24 protein-coding genes and 1 riboswitch are annotated in these 21,097 nt (G+C 70.2%); of the genes, 14 read left to right on the plus strand and 10 right to left on the minus strand.

Annotated features, from left to right (window positions below):
* Nucleotides 1-12 precede the first annotated feature (12 nt).
* Nucleotides 13-906 carry a mycothiol synthase gene (mshD, locus tag BKA15_RS22600; RefSeq protein WP_179754583.1) on the minus strand — a complete coding sequence of 298 codons (894 nt, stop codon included), beginning with the start codon at nucleotides 904-906 and terminating at the stop codon, nucleotides 13-15.
* 60 nt (nucleotides 907-966) lie between these two features.
* On the opposite strand from mshD, the gene BKA15_RS22605 reads away from it, so the two are divergent.
* Complete coding sequence (locus tag BKA15_RS22605; RefSeq protein WP_179754585.1) at nucleotides 967-1,545, plus strand: hypothetical protein; 579 nt, start codon at nucleotides 967-969, stop codon at nucleotides 1,543-1,545.
* Between the two features lie 44 nt (nucleotides 1,546-1,589).
* Here the strand turns inward: BKA15_RS22605 and BKA15_RS22610 are convergent, their stop codons facing one another.
* Nucleotides 1,590-2,336, minus strand: a complete 747-nt coding sequence (locus BKA15_RS22610) for a winged helix-turn-helix transcriptional regulator (RefSeq protein WP_179754587.1) — start codon at nucleotides 2,334-2,336, stop codon at nucleotides 1,590-1,592.
* A 117-nt stretch (nucleotides 2,337-2,453) separates the two neighbouring features.
* On the opposite strand from BKA15_RS22610, the gene BKA15_RS22615 reads away from it, so the two are divergent.
* The 3 genes from BKA15_RS22615 (at nucleotide 2,454) to BKA15_RS22625 (ending at nucleotide 4,233) form a co-directional block, all read left to right on the plus strand.
* Nucleotides 2,454-2,708: a MoaD/ThiS family protein gene (locus BKA15_RS22615; RefSeq protein ID WP_179754589.1), complete on the plus strand. Its 255-nt coding sequence runs from the start codon at nucleotides 2,454-2,456 to the stop codon at nucleotides 2,706-2,708.
* 333 nt (nucleotides 2,709-3,041) lie between these two features.
* Nucleotides 3,042-3,902 carry a sulfurtransferase gene (locus tag BKA15_RS22620; protein WP_179754591.1) on the plus strand — a complete coding sequence of 287 codons (861 nt, stop codon included), beginning with the start codon at nucleotides 3,042-3,044 and terminating at the stop codon, nucleotides 3,900-3,902.
* 28 nt (nucleotides 3,903-3,930) lie between these two features.
* The gene (locus BKA15_RS22625; protein WP_179754593.1) at nucleotides 3,931-4,233 is read left to right on the plus strand and encodes a DUF1416 domain-containing protein; all 303 of its coding nucleotides are present in this window, start codon (nucleotides 3,931-3,933) and stop codon (nucleotides 4,231-4,233) included.
* 430 nt (nucleotides 4,234-4,663) lie between these two features.
* Here the strand turns inward: BKA15_RS22625 and ribH are convergent, their stop codons facing one another.
* The 6 genes from ribH to cutA all read right to left on the minus strand — a co-directional run bounded on the left by ribH (nucleotide 4,664) and on the right by cutA (nucleotide 9,059).
* Nucleotides 4,664-5,122 (minus strand): 6,7-dimethyl-8-ribityllumazine synthase, encoded by a 459-nt coding sequence (ribH, locus tag BKA15_RS22630; protein ID WP_179754595.1) that lies wholly within the window; start codon nucleotides 5,120-5,122, stop codon nucleotides 4,664-4,666.
* A complete protein-coding gene (gene ribA / locus BKA15_RS22635; protein ID WP_179754596.1) occupies nucleotides 5,119-6,402 on the minus strand; it encodes a GTP cyclohydrolase II in 1,284 nt (427 codons plus the stop codon). The genes ribH and ribA overlap by 4 nt, the downstream gene beginning before the upstream one ends.
* Nucleotides 6,399-7,004, minus strand: a complete 606-nt coding sequence (locus tag BKA15_RS22640) for a riboflavin synthase (RefSeq protein WP_179754598.1) — start codon at nucleotides 7,002-7,004, stop codon at nucleotides 6,399-6,401. The genes ribA and BKA15_RS22640 overlap by 4 nt, the downstream gene beginning before the upstream one ends.
* 133 nt (nucleotides 7,005-7,137) lie before the next feature.
* Nucleotides 7,138-7,267: riboswitch (FMN riboswitch) on the minus strand.
* A gap of 117 nt (nucleotides 7,268-7,384) precedes the next feature.
* Nucleotides 7,385-8,206, minus strand: a complete 822-nt coding sequence (locus BKA15_RS22645; protein ID WP_179754600.1) for an endonuclease/exonuclease/phosphatase family protein — start codon at nucleotides 8,204-8,206, stop codon at nucleotides 7,385-7,387.
* A 101-nt stretch (nucleotides 8,207-8,307) separates the two neighbouring features.
* Complete coding sequence (dtd, locus tag BKA15_RS22650) at nucleotides 8,308-8,739, minus strand: D-aminoacyl-tRNA deacylase (RefSeq protein ID WP_179754602.1); 432 nt, start codon at nucleotides 8,737-8,739, stop codon at nucleotides 8,308-8,310.
* Nucleotides 8,739-9,059 carry a divalent-cation tolerance protein CutA gene (cutA, locus tag BKA15_RS22655; protein WP_179754604.1) on the minus strand — a complete coding sequence of 107 codons (321 nt, stop codon included), beginning with the start codon at nucleotides 9,057-9,059 and terminating at the stop codon, nucleotides 8,739-8,741. Before cutA ends, dtd begins: the two co-directional genes overlap by 1 nt.
* A 57-nt stretch (nucleotides 9,060-9,116) precedes the next feature.
* Here cutA and BKA15_RS22660 point away from each other — a divergent pair, with 57 nt between their 5' ends.
* Entirely contained in the window at nucleotides 9,117-9,479 is a 363-nt protein-coding gene (locus BKA15_RS22660) for a DsrE family protein (protein WP_179754606.1), read from the plus strand.
* A 9-nt stretch (nucleotides 9,480-9,488) separates the two neighbouring features.
* Here the strand turns inward: BKA15_RS22660 and BKA15_RS36980 are convergent, their stop codons facing one another.
* Nucleotides 9,489-10,523 carry a ketopantoate reductase family protein gene (locus tag BKA15_RS36980; RefSeq protein WP_179754608.1) on the minus strand — a complete coding sequence of 345 codons (1,035 nt, stop codon included), beginning with the start codon at nucleotides 10,521-10,523 and terminating at the stop codon, nucleotides 9,489-9,491.
* 73 nt (nucleotides 10,524-10,596) lie between these two features.
* Here BKA15_RS36980 and BKA15_RS22670 point away from each other — a divergent pair, with 73 nt between their 5' ends.
* From BKA15_RS22670 to BKA15_RS22690, 5 genes are read left to right on the plus strand one after another with little or no spacing between them, the layout of a single operon-like run.
* Nucleotides 10,597-10,845: a hypothetical protein gene (locus tag BKA15_RS22670; RefSeq protein WP_179754610.1), complete on the plus strand. Its 249-nt coding sequence runs from the start codon at nucleotides 10,597-10,599 to the stop codon at nucleotides 10,843-10,845.
* 3 nt (nucleotides 10,846-10,848) lie between these two features.
* Nucleotides 10,849-11,343: a heme-binding beta-barrel domain-containing protein gene (locus BKA15_RS22675; RefSeq protein ID WP_179754612.1), complete on the plus strand. Its 495-nt coding sequence runs from the start codon at nucleotides 10,849-10,851 to the stop codon at nucleotides 11,341-11,343.
* Nucleotides 11,344-11,357: 14 nt separating this feature from the next.
* The gene (locus BKA15_RS36985) at nucleotides 11,358-12,020 is read left to right on the plus strand and encodes a VOC family protein (protein WP_312879209.1); all 663 of its coding nucleotides are present in this window, start codon (nucleotides 11,358-11,360) and stop codon (nucleotides 12,018-12,020) included.
* A 13-nt stretch (nucleotides 12,021-12,033) separates the two neighbouring features.
* Nucleotides 12,034-12,825 carry a GNAT family N-acetyltransferase gene (locus BKA15_RS22685; protein ID WP_179754614.1) on the plus strand — a complete coding sequence of 264 codons (792 nt, stop codon included), beginning with the start codon at nucleotides 12,034-12,036 and terminating at the stop codon, nucleotides 12,823-12,825.
* Nucleotides 12,826-12,855: 30 nt separating this feature from the next.
* On the plus strand, nucleotides 12,856-14,328 hold the full coding sequence (locus BKA15_RS22690) for an ATP-binding protein (protein WP_179754616.1): 1,473 nt from the start codon (nucleotides 12,856-12,858) through the stop codon (nucleotides 14,326-14,328).
* Nucleotides 14,329-14,342: 14 nt separating this feature from the next.
* On the opposite strand, the gene BKA15_RS22695 is transcribed toward BKA15_RS22690, so the two are convergent.
* Entirely contained in the window at nucleotides 14,343-15,512 is a 1,170-nt protein-coding gene (locus BKA15_RS22695) for a phosphotransferase (protein WP_179754618.1), read from the minus strand.
* A gap of 126 nt (nucleotides 15,513-15,638) precedes the next feature.
* Here BKA15_RS22695 and ygfZ point away from each other — a divergent pair, with 126 nt between their 5' ends.
* From ygfZ to BKA15_RS22715, 4 genes are all read left to right on the plus strand, one after another.
* Nucleotides 15,639-16,553: a CAF17-like 4Fe-4S cluster assembly/insertion protein YgfZ gene (gene ygfZ / locus BKA15_RS22700; protein ID WP_179758639.1), complete on the plus strand. Its 915-nt coding sequence runs from the start codon at nucleotides 15,639-15,641 to the stop codon at nucleotides 16,551-16,553.
* Nucleotides 16,554-16,582: 29 nt separating this feature from the next.
* Entirely contained in the window at nucleotides 16,583-17,536 is a 954-nt protein-coding gene (locus tag BKA15_RS22705) for an asparaginase (protein ID WP_179754620.1), read from the plus strand.
* 109 nt (nucleotides 17,537-17,645) lie between these two features.
* Nucleotides 17,646-18,338, plus strand: a complete 693-nt coding sequence (locus tag BKA15_RS22710) for an HAD family hydrolase (RefSeq protein WP_312879704.1) — start codon at nucleotides 17,646-17,648, stop codon at nucleotides 18,336-18,338.
* The gene (locus tag BKA15_RS22715) at nucleotides 18,335-20,812 is read left to right on the plus strand and encodes a glycoside hydrolase family 65 protein (protein WP_179754624.1); all 2,478 of its coding nucleotides are present in this window, start codon (nucleotides 18,335-18,337) and stop codon (nucleotides 20,810-20,812) included. The genes BKA15_RS22710 and BKA15_RS22715 overlap by 4 nt, the downstream gene beginning before the upstream one ends.
* The last annotated feature ends 285 nt before the right edge of the window (nucleotides 20,813-21,097 follow it).

Below are 21,097 nucleotides of genomic sequence, written 5' to 3' on the forward strand. Positions count from 1 at the left end.
AACGCATCGTAATCACCTACCGTGAATCGCTGTTGTTGAGTACATGACATCGGAGGAGACGATCGCGAAGCCGTACCGCTGGTAGAGCGCGATCGCGCCGGTGTTGTCACCTTCGGTGTACAGGATCACCTCGGTGTCGCCGCGGGACGCCAGGTGGCTCAGTCCGCGGGACAGCAGGGCGGCACCGACGCCGCCGCCGGCCCGGTCCGGGTCGACGCCGATCACGTACACCTCGCCGAGGGTGCCGGGATGCTGCTTGGTCCAGTGGAAGCCGATCATGGTCGGTCCGGCGTAGGCGACCAGGAAGCCGGCCGGGTCGAACCAGTCCTGCCCGATCCGCTGGTCGAGGTCGGCCCGGGTGATCCCGCCCTGCTCCGGATGGTGCGCGAAGGCGCGCCCGTTCACGGTCAGCCAGGGCTCCTCGTCGGTACCGACCCGGAACGGCCGGATCTCAACCCCGGCAGGGACCGGCGGCGGTTCCGGAAGATCGGCCAGCGACCTTTTCATGATCAACAGCTCGCGGCTGCGGGTCAGGCCGTGCCGGGCCGCGAGCGCCTGCGCGGCGGCGGTGTCCCGGGTCGCCCAGAACGCGACCGTCGTCGTGCCCTGAGGCTGTCGAAGCGTCTCCAGCAAGGCCTCGAGGATCGCCGTGCCGATGCCCTGCCGGCGATGATCAGGATGGACGACCAGGCTGCCGGTGCCGTCGAGCAACTGGCCGTACCCGATCAGGCGGTCGTCCTCGACGGCGAGCGCGTGTTCGGCCGGGGTGCCCGCAGCGAGAGCGAGCAGCCCGGCCTCGTTGATCGCGCCGAATCCGTCCCGTTCCTCGGCCTCGCCGACCAAGCGGTGGATGGCGGGCACCTCGGTGGCTGAGATCGCGGCGGTACGGACGATGCGGGGAGCCATGAGGGCAACCGTAACGGCAGGGCGCCGGCGGACCTGAGCCGAAGCACTAGGCTGACGGCCATGCTGGACGAGGAATACCGGCCCGACCAGATCGCCGAGTACGGACGCGCGGTGCAGGACGCCGCCGTGGAACGGATGCGGCCGCATCTGCTGCTGACCCGGATCGGCGTCGCGGTGGCCGCGGCGGCCGTGGTGCTGGACGCGGCGGCCTTGATCACGTTCCCGGTCTTCGCCGGGTCAGGCACCGGTCCGGCGGCGGCGGTCGTCGCCCTGGTCGCCGGGATCCTGCTGCTCGTGGTCGCGGGCTGGCAGCTGGTCTGCTGGCAGTTGGCCTTCGCGGAGTGGCGCGGCGGCCCGGACCGGAACCTGAACCGGCTCGCCCTGATCTCGTACGTGGCGCACTGGGTGTCGTACCTGCTCGCCGTGGTCGCCCTGCTCGCGGCGATGGCGGCCAGCCGGGAATCGGGCTGGTCGTCGACCTCGGCGGTGCTGACCACGCTCGGCCTGGTCTGCGCGATCGGCGGTCAGGTGCTCGCCGGGGTGCAGTACCTGCGGACCGCCGGCCCGCCCGGAACCATCCCGGCCCACATGCGACGGCTGATCGAACGGGAACGGAAGCGCGCCGAGCGAGGGCGCTGACAGCCGCAGCCCGCGGACCTGAGCTCTGTCGAGCCACTGAGGTATCAACCGTCGGCGCGGCTCTCCGAACGATCCGGAGGGTTGGTGTGGGCCGGAGCTTCGGGCTCGTCGGCCTGGGCCCGGCGGTCGGGCTGGGCGACGAAGCGGTAGCCGACGTTGCGGACGGTGCCGATCACGGACTCGTACTCGGGGCCGAGCTTGGCCCGCAGCCGCCGGACGTGCACGTCGACGGTCCGGGTGCCGCCGTAGTAGTCGTACCCCCAGACGTCGCTGAGCAGTTGCTGCCGGCTGAACACCCGGCCTGGGTGCTGGGCCAGATACTTCAGCAACTCGAACTCGGTGTAGGTCAGGTCGAGCTGTTCACCGTCCAGCTTCGCCGAGTAGGCCGCCTCGTCGATCACGATGTGGCCGGTGTCGATCAGCGGCTCCGTCGCCGCGGCGGCGGTCGGCGCGAGCGCCAGCCGAAGCCGTACGTCGACCTCGGCCGGACCGGCGGTGGTCAGCAGCAGATCGTCGAAGCCCCAGTCGGCCGACAGTGCGGTCAGCCCGCCCTCGCTGGCGATCACCAGCAGCGGGCCGTCCTTGCCGGTGGTGCCGATCAGCCGGCACAACGAGCGGGCTCCGACCAGGTCGCGGCGGGCGTCCAGCAGGATCACGTCGGCCGCCGGGGCGTCCAGCAGTGCGGTCGCCTCAGCCGGTGCGATCTTCACCTGATGCGGTAGCAACTCCAACGCTGGAAGGATTTCCGCAGACGCGCTCGTGTCGTTGGTCAACAACAAGAGGGTGGCCATGTCGGTCTCCTTCTGTGTCCCCGATGGACACATTCTGACCGGTCGGTGAAGCCGATCCCAAATCACCCCCGGCCCCGGGTGAACGATTTCTCGTCCACGTCGGCCAGACTGGCGCCCATGGGCACGGTACGGATCCGCTATTGGGCGGGCGCCAAGGCGGCCGCCGGAACGGCGCTGGAGGAGGTCGTCGCCGACACCCCGCGGCAGGCGCTGGACCAGGCTCGGCGGCGGCGCGCGGATGCCGGGTTCGACCGGGTGCTGGCCGCGTCGTCACTGTTGATCGACGGCCGCGCCGCTCACGAGGAGGACCTGGACGGCCCCGTCACCGGGTCCGTCGAGCTGGAGGTGCTGCCGCCGTTCGCCGGGGGCTGAGCGTCCGTAATCCGGACCCTGCGCGTTGCGCAGAGTCGCGCGCGGAAGGTGTCTCAAATCACGGTCAAGGAGGTCAGGATGCGAGACGGCTCGGAGGAGGGTCGGAAGTCGCCCGTACAGTGACCAGCATGTCCACGAACCGCCTTGGGTCCCTGCTGACCCGCCGGCTCGCGGTCGATCTCTGCCGCATGCGGTCGTCGTTCTGTCCGGGGTCGTGCCCCGCCGACGGCCGCTGACGCGTTTCCTCACTTCGCCAGTCACGGCCCGCCCCGGGCACATGCACCCGGGCCGGGGTGTCCCTCGCCATCCATCCGAACTCAGGAGAAGCCACCTATGAGCAACACGCAAACCGCCGTCGACGCTCTCGTCGACGCCGACTGGGTCGCCGCGCACGCCGACGACCCGAAGGTCGTCCTGGTCGAGGTCGACGAGGACACCAGCGCGTACGACGGCGGCCACATCGCCGGCGCGATCAAGCTGGACTGGAAGACCGACCTACAGGACCCGGTCCGCCGCGACTTCGTCAACAAGGCCCAATTCGAGAAGCTGCTGTCCGAGCGCGGCATCGGCAACGACGACACGGTGGTGCTGTACGGCGGCAACAACAACTGGTTCGCCGCGTACGCGTACTGGTACTTCAAGCTGTACGGCCACGCCGACGTCCGGCTGCTGGACGGCGGTCGCAAGAAGTGGGAACTGGATGCCCGCGAGCTGACCACGGAGGCCCCGAACCGCGAGGCCACCAGCTACACCGCGCAGGAGCCGAACCTGGAGATCCGCGCCTTCCGCGACGAGGTCGTCTCCGCGATCGGGCAGAAGGCGCTGATCGACGTCCGCAGCCCCGACGAGTACGCCGGCCGGCTGCTCGCCCCGGCCCACCTGCCGCAGGAGCAGGCCCAGCGCGGCGGCCACGTGCCGACGGCGGCCAACGTGCCGTGGAGCAAGGCGGCCAACGACGACGGCACGTTCAAGAAGCCGGAGGAACTGACCCAGCTCTACAGCGAGGCCGGCCTCGATCTGGACAAGGACATCATCGCCTACTGCCGGATCGGCGAGCGGAGCGCGCACACCTGGTTCGTGCTGCACGAGCTGCTCGGCAAGCCGAACGTGAAGAACTACGACGGTTCCTGGACCGAGTACGGCTCGCTGGTCGGCGTGCCGGTGGCCGTCGGCGACGAGCCCGGCCAGGCCTGACGCCAACGACGACGAAAGGAAGTTGATCATGTGCGGAGCGACTGAAGGCGGGCTCGCCCTGGCCGGTGTCGACGTGACGAAGGAGGCCGTGATCCAGGGCCGGGTGCTGCGCGGCGGCACCCCGGTCCCGAACGCCTACGTCCGGCTGCTCGACTCGGGCGGCGAGTTCACGGCGGAGGTGCCCACCTCGGCGACCGGCCACTTCCGGTTCTTCGCCGGCGACGGCAATTGGACCCTGCGGACCCTGGCGCCCGGCGCCAAGGCCGACCGCGCCGTCGTAGCCGCCCGCGGCAGCGTAGCCGAGATCGACGTAGACCTGGACGCCGCCTGACCCTCCCCAATCCCGCCGACCGGTCACCAAAGCAGCGTTTTTTGCGGCGTGTCGCTGCGTAAGTGACCAGTGGGTGAGGGTTCGGACGTGATTGCGGCCCTGCAGGGGAGCTCCCCGGCAGGGCCGCATCCATGTCCAGGCCCGTTCGGCCACCCAGCCCGGTATCCGCGACCTCGTGCCGTGTCCGCGCCCCGTCCGGCTGTGGCTTCGGGCTGGTGCTGTCCGACTGCGATCCGCGACAGTTCCTCGCGTCCGCGATCGTTGCAACGGTCGCGGTTGGGCGGAACGGTCGCGGGTGCGGCTTTGGGCTGGTGGTTGGGCGGGCTTCGCGGCCCAGAACGTCGACCACGATGCTTCAATTCCCCGATCGACCGGTCACTTCCGCAGCGACACGCCGCCAAAAACGCTGCTTTTGTGACCGGTCGGCGGTTTAGGTGAGGGCTCGGACGGTGGCCAGGGCGGCTTCGGCGGCTTCGCGGCCCTTGTCCTCCTTGGAGTCCGGCAGGCCGGCGCGGTCCAGGGCCTGCTGTTCGTTGTCGCAGGTGAGGACGCCGAAGCCGACCGGGACGCCGGTTCGGAGGCTGACCTCGGTCAGGCCGACGGTGGCGGCCTGGCAGACGTACTCGAAATGCGGCGTGCCGCCGCGGATCACCACGCCGAGCGCGACGACGGCGTCGGCGCCGGACGCCGCGGCCCGGGCGGCGGCGACCGGGAGTTCGAACGAGCCGGGGACCCGGATCAGTTCGACCGCGGCGCCGGACCGGTCCAGCGCCTGCAGCGCGCCGCCGATCAGGCCGTCCATCACTGTCGTATGCCAGCTGGCCGCGACCACCACGATCCGGAGCCCGGCTCCGTCGGTGTTCAGGTCGGGTGCGCCCTCGCCGCTCATCGGCGGGCTCCGTTCTCGGTCAGCCTCGAACCGTTCTTGATCATGATCGTGTCGTCCTCCAGAGTGGTGCCGAACCGGTGGCCGAGCCGGTCCCGCTTGGTGATCAGGTAGTCGCGGTTGTGCGGGTCCAGCCCGACCCGCAGCGGTACGGTCTCGGCCACCGAGACCCCGGTCGCGACCAGCGCGGTGATCTTGTCCGGGTTGTTGGTCAGCAGCCGTACCTCCGGGATGCCGAGCGCGCGCAGGATCCGGCCGGCGGCACCGAAATCGCGGGCGTCGGCGGGCAGGCCGAGCTCCAGGTTGGCGTCGACCGTGTCCCGGCCGTCGTCCTGCAGCCGGTAGGCGTTGATCTTGTCCAGTAGCCCGATCCCGCGGCCCTCGTGCCCGCGCAGGTAGACGATCAGCCCGCCCTCGGCCGCGGTGGCCCGGAGCGACGCCCGCAGCTGCGGGCCGCAGTCGCAGCGCAGCGAGCCGAAGGCGTCGCCGGTCAGGCATTCGGAATGCACCCGGACCAGCGGGATGCCGCTGACCGGTGTGGCTGAGGTCAGCACCAGATGATCATCACCGGTCGCCGGATCGCGGTACGCCTGCACGGTGAAGTCGCCGAACTCGGTCGGCAGCGTGGCCCGTTCGCTCGTCCCGAGCACCGCTTCCAGTTCCGCGACCGCTTGATGATCATGGTCCCGGCGCCAGGCGATCAGGTCGCTGATCGTGATCAACGGAAGATCGAACCGGGCGGCCAACCGCTCACCGTCGGCGAGCCGGCTCATCTCGCCGTCCTCGTTGGCCAGCTCCGCGATCCCGGCGACCGCACCGGTGCCGGCCAGCCGGACCAGGTCGGTGGCCGCCTCGGTGTGCCCGGCCCGGGCCAGCACGCCGCCCGGTACGGAACGCAACGGCAGCACGTGTCCCGGCCGGATCAGCGACTGCGGGACCGACTCCGGATCGGCCAGCACGCGCAGGGTACGGGTCCGGTCGGCGGCCGAGATCCCGGTACTGATGCCGGTGGCCGCGTCGACGGTCACCGTGTACGCGGTGCGCCGCGGATCCTCCGAGTGCGGCACCATCAGCGGCAACCGGAGCGCGTCCGCACGGGCCGCGGGCATCGGTGCACAGACGAAGCCGGAGGAGTGCCGGATCGTCCAGTTCAACCAGTGCGGCGTGACCCGGTCGGCCGCGACGATCACGTCGACCTCGTTCTCCCGGTCGGGGTTGTCGGCGACCAGCACCGGCAGGCCGTCGCGCAGCGCGGCCAGCGCCTCCTCGACGGAGTTGATCATGATCCCACCCGCTCGGTCTGGTGCAGCAGCCGCTCCACGTACTTCGCGATCACGTCGACCTCGAGGTTGACCGCGACCTCGGGCTGCAGCTTGCCCAGCGTGGTGACGTCGAGCGTGGTCGGGATCAACGAGACCCCGAACGAGTCGTCGCCGACCTCGGTCACGGTGAGCGACACCCCGTCGACTGCCACGGATCCCTTCTCCGCAACGTATTTCGCGAGCTCGGCGGGCACGGTGATCACCACGTCGTCCCAGCGCGGACCGGGGGTGCGCGACTTGATCGTGCCGACGCCGTCGACGTGTCCCTGGACGATGTGGCCGTCCAGCCGGCCGCCGGCCACGACCGCGCGCTCGAGATTGAGGCCCTGCTCCGGCCGTACCCCGCCCAGCGTCGTACGCCGCAGCGTCTCCGGCATGACGTCGACGGTGAAGCCGTCCTCGTGCAACTCGATCACGGTCAGGCAGGCGCCGTTGACGGCGACGGAGTCGCCGGGCTTCAGCCCGCCCAGGACCTGTCGGGCCCTGATCCGCAGCTGGGCCGCGCCTTCCAGTTCGAGCAGCGCGACGGCGGCGCCCTGTTCCTCGATGATTCCGGTGAACATCCATCCCCTCCGGTTCACGGCAGTCCGGATCCGGGGAATGGTCGAAACGCCGGCGTCCATGATCACGCCGACGCAGGACAGGACCGCCGCACCCCGAGCATGATCAACTCATGCCGGCGGGTATGCCGCGGCCCGCGTGCTGCCTCCCATCCGGACTTTCACCGTCGGTTCTGGAGTTTCACCAGATCAACCGTTCCAGCGAACTGGAGCGGGTCGCGGACTGTCACCGCCGGCTCGGAATTACACCGACCCCGGAGCACGTCGTGCCTTGCTTGTGCGCCAAGTCTGACACGGTTCTGCCCGAATCCGTACGGCGTCCGGCTCGTGAGCGCCCGGATGTGACGCAGTGAACAGGCCGGGCCACCGGGTGGGTGAGTGCGTCAGGCGCCCGCCGGGACCCGCATGCGGGCCACCACCGGCAGGTGATCGGAGGCAGGGCTGTGCGGCACCTCGATCGACCGGGTGATCACGTTGCCGGAGTGCAGCAGGTAGTCGATCCGGCTGGCAGGGGCGGCGACCGGGTAGGTGTAGCCGGGACCAGCTCCGGCACCGACCCAGCCGTCCCGCAGCACAGCGGTGAGGGTCTTGATCTCCGGCACGTCCGGACGGGCGTTCAGGTCGCCGGCCAGCACGGTCGGGCGGCGCGAGCCGGACAGCAACTGCCGGACCGCGTCGGCCTGCTCCTGCCGCTCGGCGTTGTTGTTGTGCGTCAGGTGGGTGTTGGCCACCCGGACCGACTGCCCGTGCACCGCGAGCGTCGCCTGCAGCAGCCCGCGCTGCTCCTGACCCGGGTACTTCGGCAGGTACGTATTGCTGGACTCGACGATCGGGAAGCGGGACAGCAGTGCGGTGCCGTACTGCCGCCGCGGCGCGCCGGGTGTCAACGGTTCCAGGTCCAGGTTCGCGCCGTAGCTGACGTGCATCCGCAGCCGGTCGGCGAACCAGGCCGGTTGATCGACCCAGTCACTGCGGTCGCCGAAATGCCGGTCGACCTCCTGCAGCGCCACCACGTCGGCGCCACTGTCCTCGATCAGCCGCGCGATCCGCTCCAGGTCGAGCACGCCGTCCACGCCCCGGCCGTGGTGGATGTTGTAGCTGATCACGTCGATGTCGTGATCCCGTCCGTCGTCGGCGGAGGCCGTGGCGGGGATCAGGAAGAGGGCGGCGAGGAAGGCGAGGGCGATCCGAAGTGAGCGGCGCATGGTCACGTTCTAAGCGGATCAGGCGAACCGGACGCCAACGGCCGGTGTCCGTCGTCCGACGGTTACGCGGAACGCCGGCTTCCTGCCGTCGGCGGGCGCGACTACCGGTCGGTGTCCACGATGATCGTGACCGGCCCGTCGTTCACCGACGAGACGGCCATCGCGGCACCGAACCGGCCGGTCGCGACCTCGGCACCGAGTCCGCGCAGGGCGGCCACGAACGCCTCGACCAGCGGCTCGCTGATCTCCCGCGGCGCGGCGGCGCTCCAGGACGGCCGCCGTCCCTTCCGTACGTCGGCGTAGAGGGTGAACTGGCTGACCACCAGGATCGGCGCCCCCTCCTGGGCGGCGGACCGCTCGTCGTGCAGGATCCGCAGGTTCCAGAGCTTGTCGGCGAGCCCGGCCGCCGTCGCGGCGGTGTCGTCGTGGGTCGCCCCGACCAAGATCAACAAGCCGGGCCGGTCGATCGCGCCGACCACCTCGCCGGCCACCTCGACCGCAGCCGAGGTCACCCGCTGCGCCACCGCCCGCATCAGTGCCGGGTCTCTTCGACGATCCAGTCCAGGTAGGCCGGCAGGCCGGCCGAGATCGGCAGGAACACCAGCTCCGGCACGTCATAGGAGTGATGCCGGTCGATCCAGTCGATCACCGCGTCCTGCCGGTCCGCGGCGGTCTTGATCCACAGCTGCCACTCGCGCTCGGAGTGCAACTCGCCCTGCCAGCGATAGACGCTGCGCACCGGGCCGGCGACCTGGACGCAGGCGGCCAGCCTTGCGGCGACCAGGCCCTCGGCGATCCGGCCGGCCTCCTCCTCGCTGTCCGTCGTCGTGACGGCCACCAGCTGATCGGTCATCGCCCCATGATGCCCGACCGGTACTGTGCTGGGCAGCGGAGCGAAGGGAGTCGGACCATGTCACGGTCACTGGTCGTCAAGATCACCTGCGGCGCCGAGGCGGCGGAGCGGGCCAATCAGGGCTGGACCGTCGCGGCGATGGGCCTGGCCGCCGGCGCCGAGGTGACGGTCTGGCTGACCGGCGAGGCGACCTGGTTCGCGGTGCCGGACCGGCAGCCCGATCTCGCGCTGCCGCAAGCGGCCGAGGTCTCGGACCTGGTCGAGACGGTACGGTCCGGCGGCTCGGTGATCGTCTGCAGCCAGTGCGCGGCCCGCCGGGAGCTGACCGAAGATCAACTTCTGCCCGGGGTACGGATCGCCGGCGCGGCCGTCTTCGTCGAGTCGGTGCTCGCCGACGGCGTCCAGGCCCTGGTCTACTGAGGCGCTCCGTTACGGGGCTTCGGCGAGGCCGAGATCCCGGCCGAGCTGCTCGGCGGTCACGTCGCCGGGTCGCTGGCCGGACCGGGCGGCGGCCCGGGCCAGCGCGGCGACTCTCGTGTTGACCGGCGCCGGAAGCCCGTACTCGTTGGCGATCCGGACGATCTCGCCGTTCAGGTAGTCGGTCTCGACCGACCCGGAACCGCGGGCCAGTGACTGCCAGGTGGACCCGCCCAGTTGCGCCGGCTGCCCGGGCACCGGGCGCACGGTGAAGCTGTTGGCCCGGGTCGCGGCCTCCTCCTCGTCGGAGGTGACGGGGATCCCGGCGCCGGCGAGTACGTTCCGGGCCTCCGCCACGGCCGCTGCGACGAGCGCCCGGTGATCACCGCTGCCGCCGTCCAGGGCCTGGAAGATGTTGCCGAGATTGCTGATCAACTTCCGGTACTTCCACGGCATCACGTCGGCCGGCAGCGGCACCACCAGCGGCGCGCGTTCCCAATCATGCTTCAGTTCGGCCAGCAGTTCATGATCATCCGGTCCGGCGGTCCCGGCCGGCACCCGGCCCACATGCAGCGTCCCCGTGGACGGAGCCGCGCGTACGATCACCTCGCCCGGCACCAGGTGCACGGCGGGCAGCCAGACGCAGACTCCGTAGACCCGGCGGAAGTAGCGCAGCGCGATCCGCTCGCTGGCCACCCCGTTGAGCGCGGTCAGCAGCGGCAGCAGCTCGCCGGCGGTGCCGAGCACCCGGCCGTCGGCGTGCACCGGCTGGTCGACCCACTCGGTCAGCGCGGCCTGCGCCTGGTGGGTCTTGGTGGACAGCACCAACACGTCGTCCGGCGTCAGCTCCAGTTCGGCCGGCGCGCCGACGGCGGTCACCGGCACCGTGACATCGGCGTCCGGATCACGCAGCCGCAGTCCGGATCGACGCAAGGCGGCGAGATGATCACCGCGGGCCACCAGCACGGTCGGCAGCCCGGCCTGGGTCAGCCGTCCGCCGATCGCACCGCCGATCGCCCCGGCCCCGATGATGATGTAGCGACGCACGGCTGGAATTCTATTTCACCAGGCCGGAGGGCGGTTCACCGGTGTTCGGCGGTGCCGCCACTAGACTGCCGCCATGACGATCACCGCCGTCTTCGTGACGTTGTTGATCGGGGGATTCGCTGCCATCGGCCTTGCCGCGCTGGCGTACTTGACGTTGATCTTGATCAACAGTGCGCGACCGCCGCAGACCGTGCCGGACCAGGATGTGATGGACACCGAGTTCATCGAATCCCCGACGGTGAAGATCGTCAGACGACAACAGACGGTCGAGTCACCGACGGTGAGGATCGTCAGACGACAACGGACCGACGACGGGAAATGATCAATGGCCTTTGAGATTCCGGACGGCTTGCACACCGACCTGTACGGGCTCGCCTGGATGATCGGACGCTGGGAGGGCCGCGGCAAGGGCAGCTATCCCGGCACCGAGGACTTCGACTTCGGACAGCAGATCGACTTCGCGCACAACGGCGGGAACTACCTGCACTATCTGTCCCAGACCTTCGAGGTCGGCGAGGACGGCCGCGCCGTCCGGCCGCTCGGGATGGAGACCGGCTTCTGGCGGCCGAAGCCGGACGGCGCGCTCGAGGTCGTCCTCTGCCAGCCGGAAGGCTATGCCGAGGTCTGGTACGGCAAGATCACCGGGGCCAAGATCGAACTCGCCACCGACGCCGTGGTCCGGACCGCGACCGCCGACGAGTACACGGCGGGCCAGCGCCTGTACGGCAACGTCGAGGGGGACCTGCTCTGGACCTTCGACAAGGCCGCCGGCGGGCACGACCTGCAGAACCACCTCTGGGCCCGGCTCCGCCGCGCCTAGATCGCCGCTCGACGATGGGAACCCGACGGGGAGCCGCCCTGCTGGCCCTGGCCCTCGTCGCCGGTCTCGTCGGCTGCACCTCGGCCGGCCAGCAGCCGCCGCCCGGTGGTTCGGTGCCGGCCACCGCGGCCGAGCCTCCGGCGGTCCAGCGGCCGAAGAACCTCGACATGGCGAAGGCCGACCCGGTCTCGGCGCCTGATTCCCTTCGCGGTAGCGGACACAGGGTGTCCCCTTCGGACCGGCAGGGTTGGTGTCAGGGGGCACCCGACGAAGAGGGAGTTGATGAGCGCATGGAGCGACCGAGGATGTACGCCGATGCGTTGACGATCGGGACCGAGCCGGCGGGAGCGCGACGATTGGCCGAGTTCTATCACCGGCTGCTCGGCTGGCCGATCTCCAACGAGGGACAAGACGGCTGGTGGGCGCAACTCCGTCCGCCCGAGGGCGAGACCGGGCCGACGCTCAACTTCGAGGGCGACCGGGAGTACCGGCGGCCGGTCTGGCCCAGCCGCGCCGGCGAGCAGACCGCCACGATCCATCTCGACATCGGGGTCGACGACCTCGACGCCGCGGTCGCCTGGGCGCTGGAGGCCGGTGCCACCCTGGCCGACGACCAGCCGCAGCCGCACGTCCGGGTGCTGCTGGACCCGCAGGGCCACCCGTTCTGCCTGTTCTGAGGCTGGAGGGGCGATGGCGAGGTTCACCACGCGGGAGTTGTCCAAGCGCACGTTCGACGACTTCGCGCACTTCTTCACCCAGGTACACGGTTGTCACTGCACCCTCTACCTGCTCGGCCGGCACCTGACGCCGCTGCCGGGCTCGGCGAAGGAGCGGGCCCGGCTGCTCGGCGCTCCGGACCGCTCCCAGAAGCACTTCCCGCATCGTGACCTGATGCGAGCCCGGGAGCTGGAGGTGGTCCGCGAACTGATCGAGCAGGGAACGGCCACCGGCATCCTGGTGTACGCCGACGGCGAGCCGGTCGGCTGGTGCCACTACGGCCGGACCGACGAGATCCCGGTGCACCGCGACGAATCCGTACCGCCGCGGATGTTCGCCCGCGACCCGACCACACGGTGGCGGATCAACTGCTACGTCACCCGGATCGACCATCGCCGGCAGGGCGTCGCGACCCGGGCCCTGAAGGCCACGATCGCGGCGATCAGGAAACGCGGCGGCGGCTGGGTCGAGGTCACCACGATGGCCTTCCCGCACCACGACCCGCTGCTGCCGAAGCTCCGCAAGACGTTCGGCTGGGCCTCGCCCGAAGTGGCCGACCACATCCGGGAGAACTGGCCGAGCCGGGAGATCCCCGGCATCGGCCGGCTGAACGCCTGCGGCGCCTCCAGCCGAACCCTCGATCACGCCGGCCGGATGTCGATGTACGAGAAGGTCGGCTTCCAGGCCGTCGCCCGCGACCCGTACCGGGGCTCGGACGACCCGCGCTATCCCTGGCACTTCGTCCTGATGCGGCTCGAGGTCTGACCGATCGACAGGTAAACGTACATCGAATGTATGATTCAGTCCATGACTGTTAGTAGTGCGGGTGGGTCTCGGTTCTTCGGGCGGCGCGAGGTTCTGAGCGTGCTGCGCCGCCACCTGGAGACCGTCACGCAGACCAAGGCAGGTCAGCTCATCGCCTTGCGCGGGCGCCGTCAGGTGGGAAAGTCGACGGTGGTCGAACGGTTCGTCCAGTCCGCGAAGGTGCCGTACGTCTTCGTCACCGGGGTCTTCCAGGCTTCCATGATCAAACAGTTGAACGATGCGACGATCGCGATCAACGAGTCGACCCGACGGCTTCCGGACGCAGAACTGCTGACCCAATCTGCCGCGGGATCATGGCGCGAATGGTTCGGCCGGCTCGCCCTGGCAGCGCGAGAAGGGCCGGTCATCGCCGTCCTCGACGAGTTCCCGTGGCTGGCCGACGCCGATCCTGCTCTGGAGGGCGAGCTGCAAGCGCAGTGGGACAGGACGTTGGCCAAGCTGCCGGTGCTGTTGATCATCATCGGGTCCGACGTGGCGATGATGGACCGGTTGGCCGGACATGGCCGTCCGCTGTTCGGGCGCCTGACGCCACTGGTCGTCCCCGCCCTCAACCCGGCCGAGATTGCTGAGGCGGCCCCAGGACGTTCTGCGGCGGAGGTGTTCGATGCCTATCTGGTGACCGGCGGCTATCCGCGGCTCGTGACCGAACTGACCCGGCGCTCCGGAAGTACCGTCGACTTCGTCCGGAACTCGCTCACCGATGCCTACAGTGCCCTGGTCGCCACGGCACGGCTGAATCTGGAATCGGAGTTTCCCGAGCCGCAGTACGCCTATCAGGTCCTGTCAGCGATCGGCGCCAGCGACAGTTCGCACCCCGGTTTCAAGGATGTTCTCGGGGCGATCACCGACGCCGACGAGCGTAAGCGAGCCGAGACCGCGACCACCCGTGCACTACGGACCCTGACCGACATCAAGGGCCTCATCGAGCGCGAGCTTCCTGCCTGGGCGCCCGCCACGTCGAAACTGCGGCGGTACCGCGTCACCGACCCCTATCTGCGGTTCTGGTTCCGCTACGTCGAGCGCAACGTCGACCGCATCTCCCGAGGCCGCGCCGATCTTGCTGTCAGCGCGTTCGACCGGGACTGGGAAGCGTGGCGCGGGCAGAGCATCGAGCCGGTGGTACGGGACGCGCTGCTGCGACTGGCCCGCGAAGGCGGCGACCTCGACGGCGTCGAGTCGGTGCTGCCGTGGTGGGTGCGGGACAACAGCGTGGAGGTGGACGTGGTCGCGACGACGACGAAGCGGACGGCTCTCGTCGCGACGATCAAGTGGCGTGCCCGAGGCGGGGTGACGGCCGCTGAACTCGATCAGCTCAGGCAGCACCGCGAACGGGTGCCACGGAGCGAGAATGCCCTGCTGGGTGTGGTCAGCCCGGGCGGCCGACCCCCGAAAGGCGCCGCCGTCGCCTACTCGGCGGCCGATCTGCTCGCAGCGTGGAAGTGATCAGCTTCGCGACGTCAGGCCGGACGCTCGCTCAGCTGCCCGAACGCCGGATACAGCGGGGGAGGCGGATCGACGGCATCGGGCCAGCGGTCGATGATCGCGGCCGCGAGGGCGCGCAGCCAGGCAGCCAGCCGACCCATTCCGCCGGCCCGGTCGGCGAGCTCGCCGAACACGCCGATCTGGTGCACGATCTGGCCGCGCCGCCGCCGGCCGTCCTGCGCCGACTGGTCCGCGTCGGCGACCAGACGCAGTCGGCGGATCCGCCCGATCAGCGGAATCGCGGCCCCGTCGGCGATCATCCGGTCGTAGCCGTCCAGCACCGCCGCCGCGCCGTTCGCGCCCAACGCGGCCCGATAGGCGGCGTCGGCCTCCTCGATCACCGATCCCGGCAGTACGCCCCAGGGATGGCTGTGGTGCGGGAACGGGTAACGCAGGAACGAGGCGTCGATCCCCAGGTGCCCGTACCGGCAGCCCTCGAAGTCGATCAACCGCGCGCCGGCGTCCGTGATCAGCACGTTGCTCGGATTGAGATCCAGGTGGATCAGCGCTCCGAAATCCCCCGGTTCAGTCGTGCGCCGCAGTAGCGCGGCGACGTCGTCCCGGGCGGCGGCCGCCGGCGGCAGGGCCAGTTCGTTGCAGGCGCGCTCGATCTCGTCCCAGGCCTCGAGGCCGAACGCGTAGACCGCGCCGGTGCTGACATCGGCGGCGAAGCCGTCCAGAACCCGTTGATGATCATCGCGCCGGTCCAGGGTTGTCGCGTGCAGCCGGGCCGTGGCCGTAGCCAAGTCGATCATGCCGCGTGCCGCAGCCTCGGCAAGATCACCGATCAGCAACTGATGCAGCGTCGGCCACGCTCCCAGGTCGGACTGGATCGCCACCCCGGCGTCGTCGTCGAAGTCGATCAACTCGGCTGCGACCCCACTCGTCGCCGCCGTACGGAGCCCGGCCGCCTCCCGCCGCAGGAACGCCGGCCCGCCGTGACCGGCGCCGTCGACCCGGCGGGTCTTGATCATCACCGACCGGCCGATCCCGGGCAGCTCCCGGTCCAGGATCAGCCGGGTGACCGGGGCAGCTACGTGGCCGACGTACTCCTCGCCCTGCGCCCGTACGGTCTCGCCGGCCAGCCGGGACAACCGGTCCAGCACGCGGGCACGCCGGACCGGGTCGAGGGGATGCAGGGGCATCGGGTCAGGCTATCCGGTGATCAAGATCGCGGGGCCGGAATTTCCGAGCAGGCATAGGCTGACGGCGTGAGCGTGCTGGTGACGGACGGAATCGACGCGGGCGCCGTGTGGCATTACGGCGACCCGATGCGGGAGCAGCGGCGGCTGGAGGAGGGGACCGCGCTGGTCGATCTGTCGCATCGCGACGTGATCACGGTCACCGGGCCGGACCGGCTGGCCTGGCTGCACTCGCTGACCACCCAGCACCTGGAATCGCTGTGGCCCTGGGTCGGCACCACGACCTTGGTGCTGGACCCGCAGGGACACCTCGAGCACGCCCTGTACGGGGTCGACGACGGGACGACGTTCTGGGCACACACGGAGCCCGGAGCGGGCGCGGCAGCGGCCGCCTGGCTGGACCGGATGCGGTTCATGATGCAGGTCGAGGTCGCCGACCGTTCGGCGGAGTTCGGCCTGGTCTGGGCACCCGAGGCTCTCGCCTTGCCCGAGTCCGGCGTCATCGCCAAACGGACGGGCGCGGACTCGCTCGGCGGCCGCGAGCTGTTCCTGCCGAGGGACGCGGTGGCCGGGCTGCTGGAAGGGCGTGAGCTGGCCGGGACCTGGGCGTACGAGGCGCGCCGGATCGGCGCCGGGGTGCCGCGGCTCGGCCCGGACACCGACGAGCGGGCGATTCCCAACGAGCTGGGCCTGCTCGGCGTCGCGGTCCACCTGGACAAGGGGTGCTACCGCGGCCAGGAGACGGTGGCCCGGATCCACACGCTGGGCCGGCCGCCGCGCCGGCTGGTGCTGCTGCACCTGGACGGCAGCGTCGACGCGCTGCCCGAGCCCGGCGCGCCGCTGCAGGCGGGCGGCCGGGTGGTCGGGTTCGCCGGCAGTTCGGCCCGGCACTACGAGCTGGGCCCGATCGCGCTCGGCCTGGTCAAGCGCAACGTGCCGACCGACGCCGAGTTGACCGTCGGCGGCGAGGTCGAGATCGCTGCCGCTCAGGAGGTGCTGGTCGACCCGGAGGTCGGCCTGCACGTCCGTGCCCGACTCCGCTGACCCCGGTCCTGCCTGGCTACTCTCGCCTGGTGAGAGATCCGGTTCTGGTCGAGGTCGTCCGCGGCGGGTTCACCGAGAGCGTTCACCACGGGCGCGTCGCGATCACCGGCCCGGACGGGTCGTTGACCGCCTCCCTCGGGGCCGCCGAGGACATCTTCTTCCCGCGCAGCTCGGTCAAGCCGCTGCAGGCGGTCGGCATGCTGCGGCTGGGTCTCGACCTGCCGCCCGAGCTGCTGGCGCTGGTCTGCGCGTCGCACACCGGCGAACCCTTCCACGTCGCCGCGGTACGAGAGCTGCTGGCCAGGGCCGGCCGGACCGAGGCGGACCTGCAGACACCGCCGGAATGGCCGCTCGACGACGACGCGCGGCTGGCCGTGCAGCAGGCCGGCGGGACGCCGCAGTCGATCACCATGAACTGTTCCGGCAAGCACGCCGGAATGATCATGACCGCCACGCTCAACGGCTGGCCGGTCGACAGCTACCTGGACCCGGAACACCCTGTGCAGCAAGGGATCCTGGCCGCGATCGCGGACCTGACCGGTGATCAGCCCGGACCGTTCGCCGTGGACGGCTGCGGTGCTCCGCTGGCCGGGATCACCCTGACCGGCCTGGCCCGCGCCTTCGGCCGGCTCGCCGCCGCGACCGGTTCAACACCCGAGGCCAGGGTCGCCGCCGCGATCCGTACCCATCCGGAACGGGTGTCCGGCACCCGTCGCGACGAACGCGCGCTGCTCCGGGCGGTGCCCGGCCTGGTCGCCAAGAGCGGCGCCGAGGCGGTCTACGCGGCCGGGCTGCCGGACGGCCGCGGGATCGCGCTGAAGATCGACGACGGGTCGCCCCGGGCCCGGGCGGTGCTGCTCGCCGCCCTGCTGCTCCGGCTCGGCTTCGACCACGAGACCGTACGGCAGCAGGCCCGGCCTCCGGTGCTCGGCCGCGGCGAGCCCGTCGGCGAGCTGCGCGCGGTGCTCCCGGCCGACTGGTGAGGCGCACGGTGAACCACTCGTTACGCTTTACGCCGTGACTGACTCCGAACCAGCCCGGGCGGACCACGCCGGCCACCATCCGCAGGTCGACTTCACCGGTTATGCCGCGGTGTTGTTCGACCTGGACGGCGTGCTGACGCCGACCGCCGAGGTGCACATGCGCGCCTGGCAGCGGATGTTCAGCGAGTTCCTGGCTGCCCGGGGCGTCGCGGAGCCGTACACGGACAACGACTACTTCGACTACGTCGACGGGAAGCCCCGCTACGAGGGCGTCCGGTCGTTCCTGCGGTCGCGCGGCATCGACCTGCCCGAAGGCAGCCCGGACGACCCCGCCGACGCCGAGACGGTGTGCGGGCTGGGCAACCGGAAGAACGACCTGTTCGCCGCCGTGCTGGAGTCCGACGGCGTGCAGCCGTACCCCGGCTCGGTGGACCTGCTGGACCGGCTCCGCGACGCCGGGCCGCAGTTGGCGGTGGTCTCGTCGTCGAAGAACGCGCCCGCCGTGCTGGCCGCCGCAGGCCTCGCCGATCGGTTCGGCCTGGTCGTCGACGGCGCGGTCGCCGCGGCCGAGGAACTGGCCGGGAAGCCGGCCCCCGACACGTTCGAATTCGCGGCGCGTCGGCTCGGTGCGCCGGTCAATCGCAGTATCGTGATCGAAGACGCCATCTCGGGCGTCCAGGCCGGATGCGCTGGGGGATTCGGACTCGTAATCGGGGTTGACCGCGGTGTCGGTCCGGAGCGCCTACACGCCGCCGGAGCAGACCTCGTGGTCGCTGACCTGGCGGAGTTAATCAAGGAATGATCAAGCAATTCACCGAGTCCGATCCGATGGACCGGACTCGATTCGGCCTGGACGAGTGGGAGCTCAGCGAGAACTCCTACAGTTCCCATGATCTCGGCCTGACCGAGACCTTGTTCGCCGTGGGCAACGGCTATCTCGGCATGCGCGGCAACGTCGAGGAGGGCCGCGACGCGCACGCGCACGGCACGTTCATCAACGGCTTCCACGAGACCTGGCCGATCCGGCACGCCGAGGAGGCGTTCGGCTTCGCGCGGGTCGGGCAGACGATCGTCAACGTGCCCGACAACAAGGTGATGAAGCTGTACGTCGACGACGAACCGCTGTTGTTGTCGGTCGCCGATCTCGAGCACTACCAGCGGACGTTGAGTTTCCGCGACGGCACGCTGCGGCGCAGCGTGATCTGGCGGACCCCGGCCGGCAAGCGGGTCCGGGTGGAGTCGACCCGGATGGTGTCGTTCACCCAGCGGCACCTGGCGATCATGACCATCGAGGTCACGATGCTGGACGACGCGGCGCCGGTGGTGGTCTCCTCGCAGATCCTGAACCGCCAGGACGGCAAGGACGAGTATCACGTCAAGGCGGCCGCGATGGGCGAGGGCGTCGACCCGCGGAAGGCCTCCGAGTTCGAGTCTCGGGTGCTGCTGCCGGAGGCGCACTGGTGCGGCGACCGCCGGATCACCCTCGGCTACCGGTGCGCGAACTCGGGCATGACGCTGGCGGTCGGCACCGATCACGAGATCGAGACGGCCTGCGAGCACACCGAGTTGATCCACGCCGACGAGGACACCGGGAAGATGGTGTTCCGGATCGACGCCGAGCCCGGTGTCCCGATCAAGATCACCAAGGTCGTGGCGTACCACACCTCGCGCGGGGTGCCGGTCCGCGAACTGGTGGACCGCTGCCGGCGCACCCTGGACCGGGTCAAGGAGCACGGCGTCGACCTGCAGCTGCGCGACCAGCGGGCCTGGCTGGACGCCTTCTGGGCGCGGTCGGACGTCCAGGTGCCCGGCAATACGTCCGTACAGCAGGCGATCCGGTGGAACATCTTCCAGCTCGCCCAGGCGAGCGCACGGTCGGAGCAGTTCGGCATCCCGGCCAAGGGCGTGACCGGCTCCGGCTACGGCGGTCACTACTTCTGGGACACCGAGATCTACGTGATGCCGTTCCTCACCTACACCACGCCGTGGGCGGCCCGGAGCAACCTCCGGTTCCGGTTCAACATGCTGGACGCGGCCCGGCGCCGGTCGGCCGAGCTGGCCCAGCGCGGCGCCCTGTATCCGTGGCGGACGATCAACGGCGAGGAGGCGTCGGCCTACTACGCGGCCGGCACCGCGCAGTACCACATCGATGCCGACATCGCGTACGCCCTGTGCAAGTACGTGGCGGCCACCGGCGACGAGGACTACCTGCGCCGGGAGGGCGTGGACATCCTGGTGGAGACGGCCCGGATGTTCGCCGACCTCGGCTTCTGGCGGGAGGACGGCTTCCGGACCTTCCACATCCACGGCGTGACCGGGCCGGATGAGTACACCACAGTGGTCAACGACAACCTGTTCACCAACGTGATGGCCCGGTTCAACCTGCGCAAGGCCGCCGAGGCGGTACGGCAGCTGGCCGCCACCGACGAGCTGGCGTACCAGCGGTTGGTGTTGCGCTGCGGCGTGAAACCGGACGAGCCGGACGAGTGGGAGGAAGCCGCGACCGCGATGGCGATCCCGTACGATCCGGTGATCGGGATCCACCCGCAGGACGCGCATTTCCTTGATCGCGAAGTGTGGGACCTGGCGAACACGCCGCAGGACAAGCGGCCACTGCTGCTGCACTACCACCCGTTGGTGATCTACCGCTTCCAGGTGCTGAAGCAGGCCGACGTCGTGCTGGCCCTGTTCCTGCAGGGTGATCATTTCACCCTTGATCAGAAACGGGCCGACTTCGACTACTACGACCCGATCACCACCGGCGACTCGACCTTGTCCGGGGTCGTGCAGTCGATCATCGCGGCCGAGGTCGGCTATCACGAACTGGCGTTGAAATACTTCCTCAACTCCCTGTTCGTCGACCTCGCCAACCTGCACGGCAACACCACCGACGGCGTGCACGTCGCCTCCACGGGCGGCATCTGGGCCTCGCTGGTGTACGGCTTCGGCGGCATGCGCGACTACAACGGCATGATCACCTTCGACCCGCGACTGCCGGACGGCTGGCCGTCGTTGACGTTCCGGGTGACCATCCGCGGCACCCGGCTCCGGGTCGACCTGGAGCACACCAGGATGACCTTCACGGTCGAGGACGGCGGCACTGCGGCGGTCGTGGTCCGGGGTCAGGACGTGCTGGTCGACGAGTCCGGCCCGGTCACCGTACCCCTGGACGGCCAGGGCCCGCGGCTGACCGACGGGCCGCGCTTGCGGACCGGCGAGAAGCGCCCGGACGGCACCTTGATCACCGCCACCGTGCCGGCCGCCACCACCGCCTGACCACCCGAACACTCCCTGAGCCTTTCGAAGGGCGAGCCCGAAGTGGCCCGCCCTTCGAAAGGCCAGCCCGGAGTCGCCAACCGCCGGTCGCTCCGTCGATCTCGCGCAGGTGATGTCGCGATTTCTCTTGGCATCGACCGCAACCGCCCCGGTGCAACGTTGCACCCTCCGATGCGAAGCGAAATCGCGACACTCTGGGCGCTCGACAACCTCGATCGGTTCATCCGGACCCTGGGGATCGCTCGCCGGCTGGAGACCTCGGGGTCCTCGGCGGCTGGGTGATCA

It is taken from the genome of Microlunatus parietis (assembly GCF_013407955.1).
Lineage (GTDB): Bacteria > Actinomycetota > Actinomycetes > Propionibacteriales > Propionibacteriaceae > Microlunatus > Microlunatus parietis.

What these genes read in the sequence shown, in the direction of transcription:
- mshD (WP_179754583.1), bottom strand. Translation starts at nt 906, where the DNA reads ATGGCTCCCCGCATCGTCCGTACCGCCGCGATCTCAGCCACCGAGGTG.
- BKA15_RS22605 (WP_179754585.1), top strand. Translation starts at nt 967, where the DNA reads ATGCTGGACGAGGAATACCGGCCCGACCAGATCGCCGAGTACGGACGC.
- BKA15_RS22610 (WP_179754587.1), bottom strand. Translation starts at nt 2,336, where the DNA reads ATGGCCACCCTCTTGTTGTTGACCAACGACACGAGCGCGTCTGCGGAA.
- BKA15_RS22615 (WP_179754589.1), top strand. Translation starts at nt 2,454, where the DNA reads ATGGGCACGGTACGGATCCGCTATTGGGCGGGCGCCAAGGCGGCCGCC.
- BKA15_RS22620 (WP_179754591.1), top strand. Translation starts at nt 3,042, where the DNA reads ATGAGCAACACGCAAACCGCCGTCGACGCTCTCGTCGACGCCGACTGG.
- BKA15_RS22625 (WP_179754593.1), top strand. Translation starts at nt 3,931, where the DNA reads ATGTGCGGAGCGACTGAAGGCGGGCTCGCCCTGGCCGGTGTCGACGTG.
- ribH (WP_179754595.1), bottom strand. Translation starts at nt 5,122, where the DNA reads ATGAGCGGCGAGGGCGCACCCGACCTGAACACCGACGGAGCCGGGCTC.
- ribA (WP_179754596.1), bottom strand. Translation starts at nt 6,402, where the DNA reads ATGATCAACTCCGTCGAGGAGGCGCTGGCCGCGCTGCGCGACGGCCTG.
- BKA15_RS22640 (WP_179754598.1), bottom strand. Translation starts at nt 7,004, where the DNA reads ATGTTCACCGGAATCATCGAGGAACAGGGCGCCGCCGTCGCGCTGCTC.
- BKA15_RS22645 (WP_179754600.1), bottom strand. Translation starts at nt 8,206, where the DNA reads ATGCGCCGCTCACTTCGGATCGCCCTCGCCTTCCTCGCCGCCCTCTTC.
- dtd (WP_179754602.1), bottom strand. Translation starts at nt 8,739, where the DNA reads ATGCGGGCGGTGGCGCAGCGGGTGACCTCGGCTGCGGTCGAGGTGGCC.
- cutA (WP_179754604.1), bottom strand. Translation starts at nt 9,059, where the DNA reads ATGACCGATCAGCTGGTGGCCGTCACGACGACGGACAGCGAGGAGGAG.
- BKA15_RS22660 (WP_179754606.1), top strand. Translation starts at nt 9,117, where the DNA reads ATGTCACGGTCACTGGTCGTCAAGATCACCTGCGGCGCCGAGGCGGCG.
- BKA15_RS22670 (WP_179754610.1), top strand. Translation starts at nt 10,597, where the DNA reads ATGACGATCACCGCCGTCTTCGTGACGTTGTTGATCGGGGGATTCGCT.
- BKA15_RS22675 (WP_179754612.1), top strand. Translation starts at nt 10,849, where the DNA reads ATGGCCTTTGAGATTCCGGACGGCTTGCACACCGACCTGTACGGGCTC.
- BKA15_RS36985 (WP_312879209.1), top strand. Translation starts at nt 11,358, where the DNA reads ATGGGAACCCGACGGGGAGCCGCCCTGCTGGCCCTGGCCCTCGTCGCC.
- BKA15_RS22685 (WP_179754614.1), top strand. Translation starts at nt 12,034, where the DNA reads ATGGCGAGGTTCACCACGCGGGAGTTGTCCAAGCGCACGTTCGACGAC.
- BKA15_RS22690 (WP_179754616.1), top strand. Translation starts at nt 12,856, where the DNA reads ATGATTCAGTCCATGACTGTTAGTAGTGCGGGTGGGTCTCGGTTCTTC.
- BKA15_RS22695 (WP_179754618.1), bottom strand. Translation starts at nt 15,512, where the DNA reads ATGCCCCTGCATCCCCTCGACCCGGTCCGGCGTGCCCGCGTGCTGGAC.
- ygfZ (WP_179758639.1), top strand. Translation starts at nt 15,639, where the DNA reads ATGCGGGAGCAGCGGCGGCTGGAGGAGGGGACCGCGCTGGTCGATCTG.
- BKA15_RS22715 (WP_179754624.1), top strand. Translation starts at nt 18,335, where the DNA reads ATGATCAAGCAATTCACCGAGTCCGATCCGATGGACCGGACTCGATTC.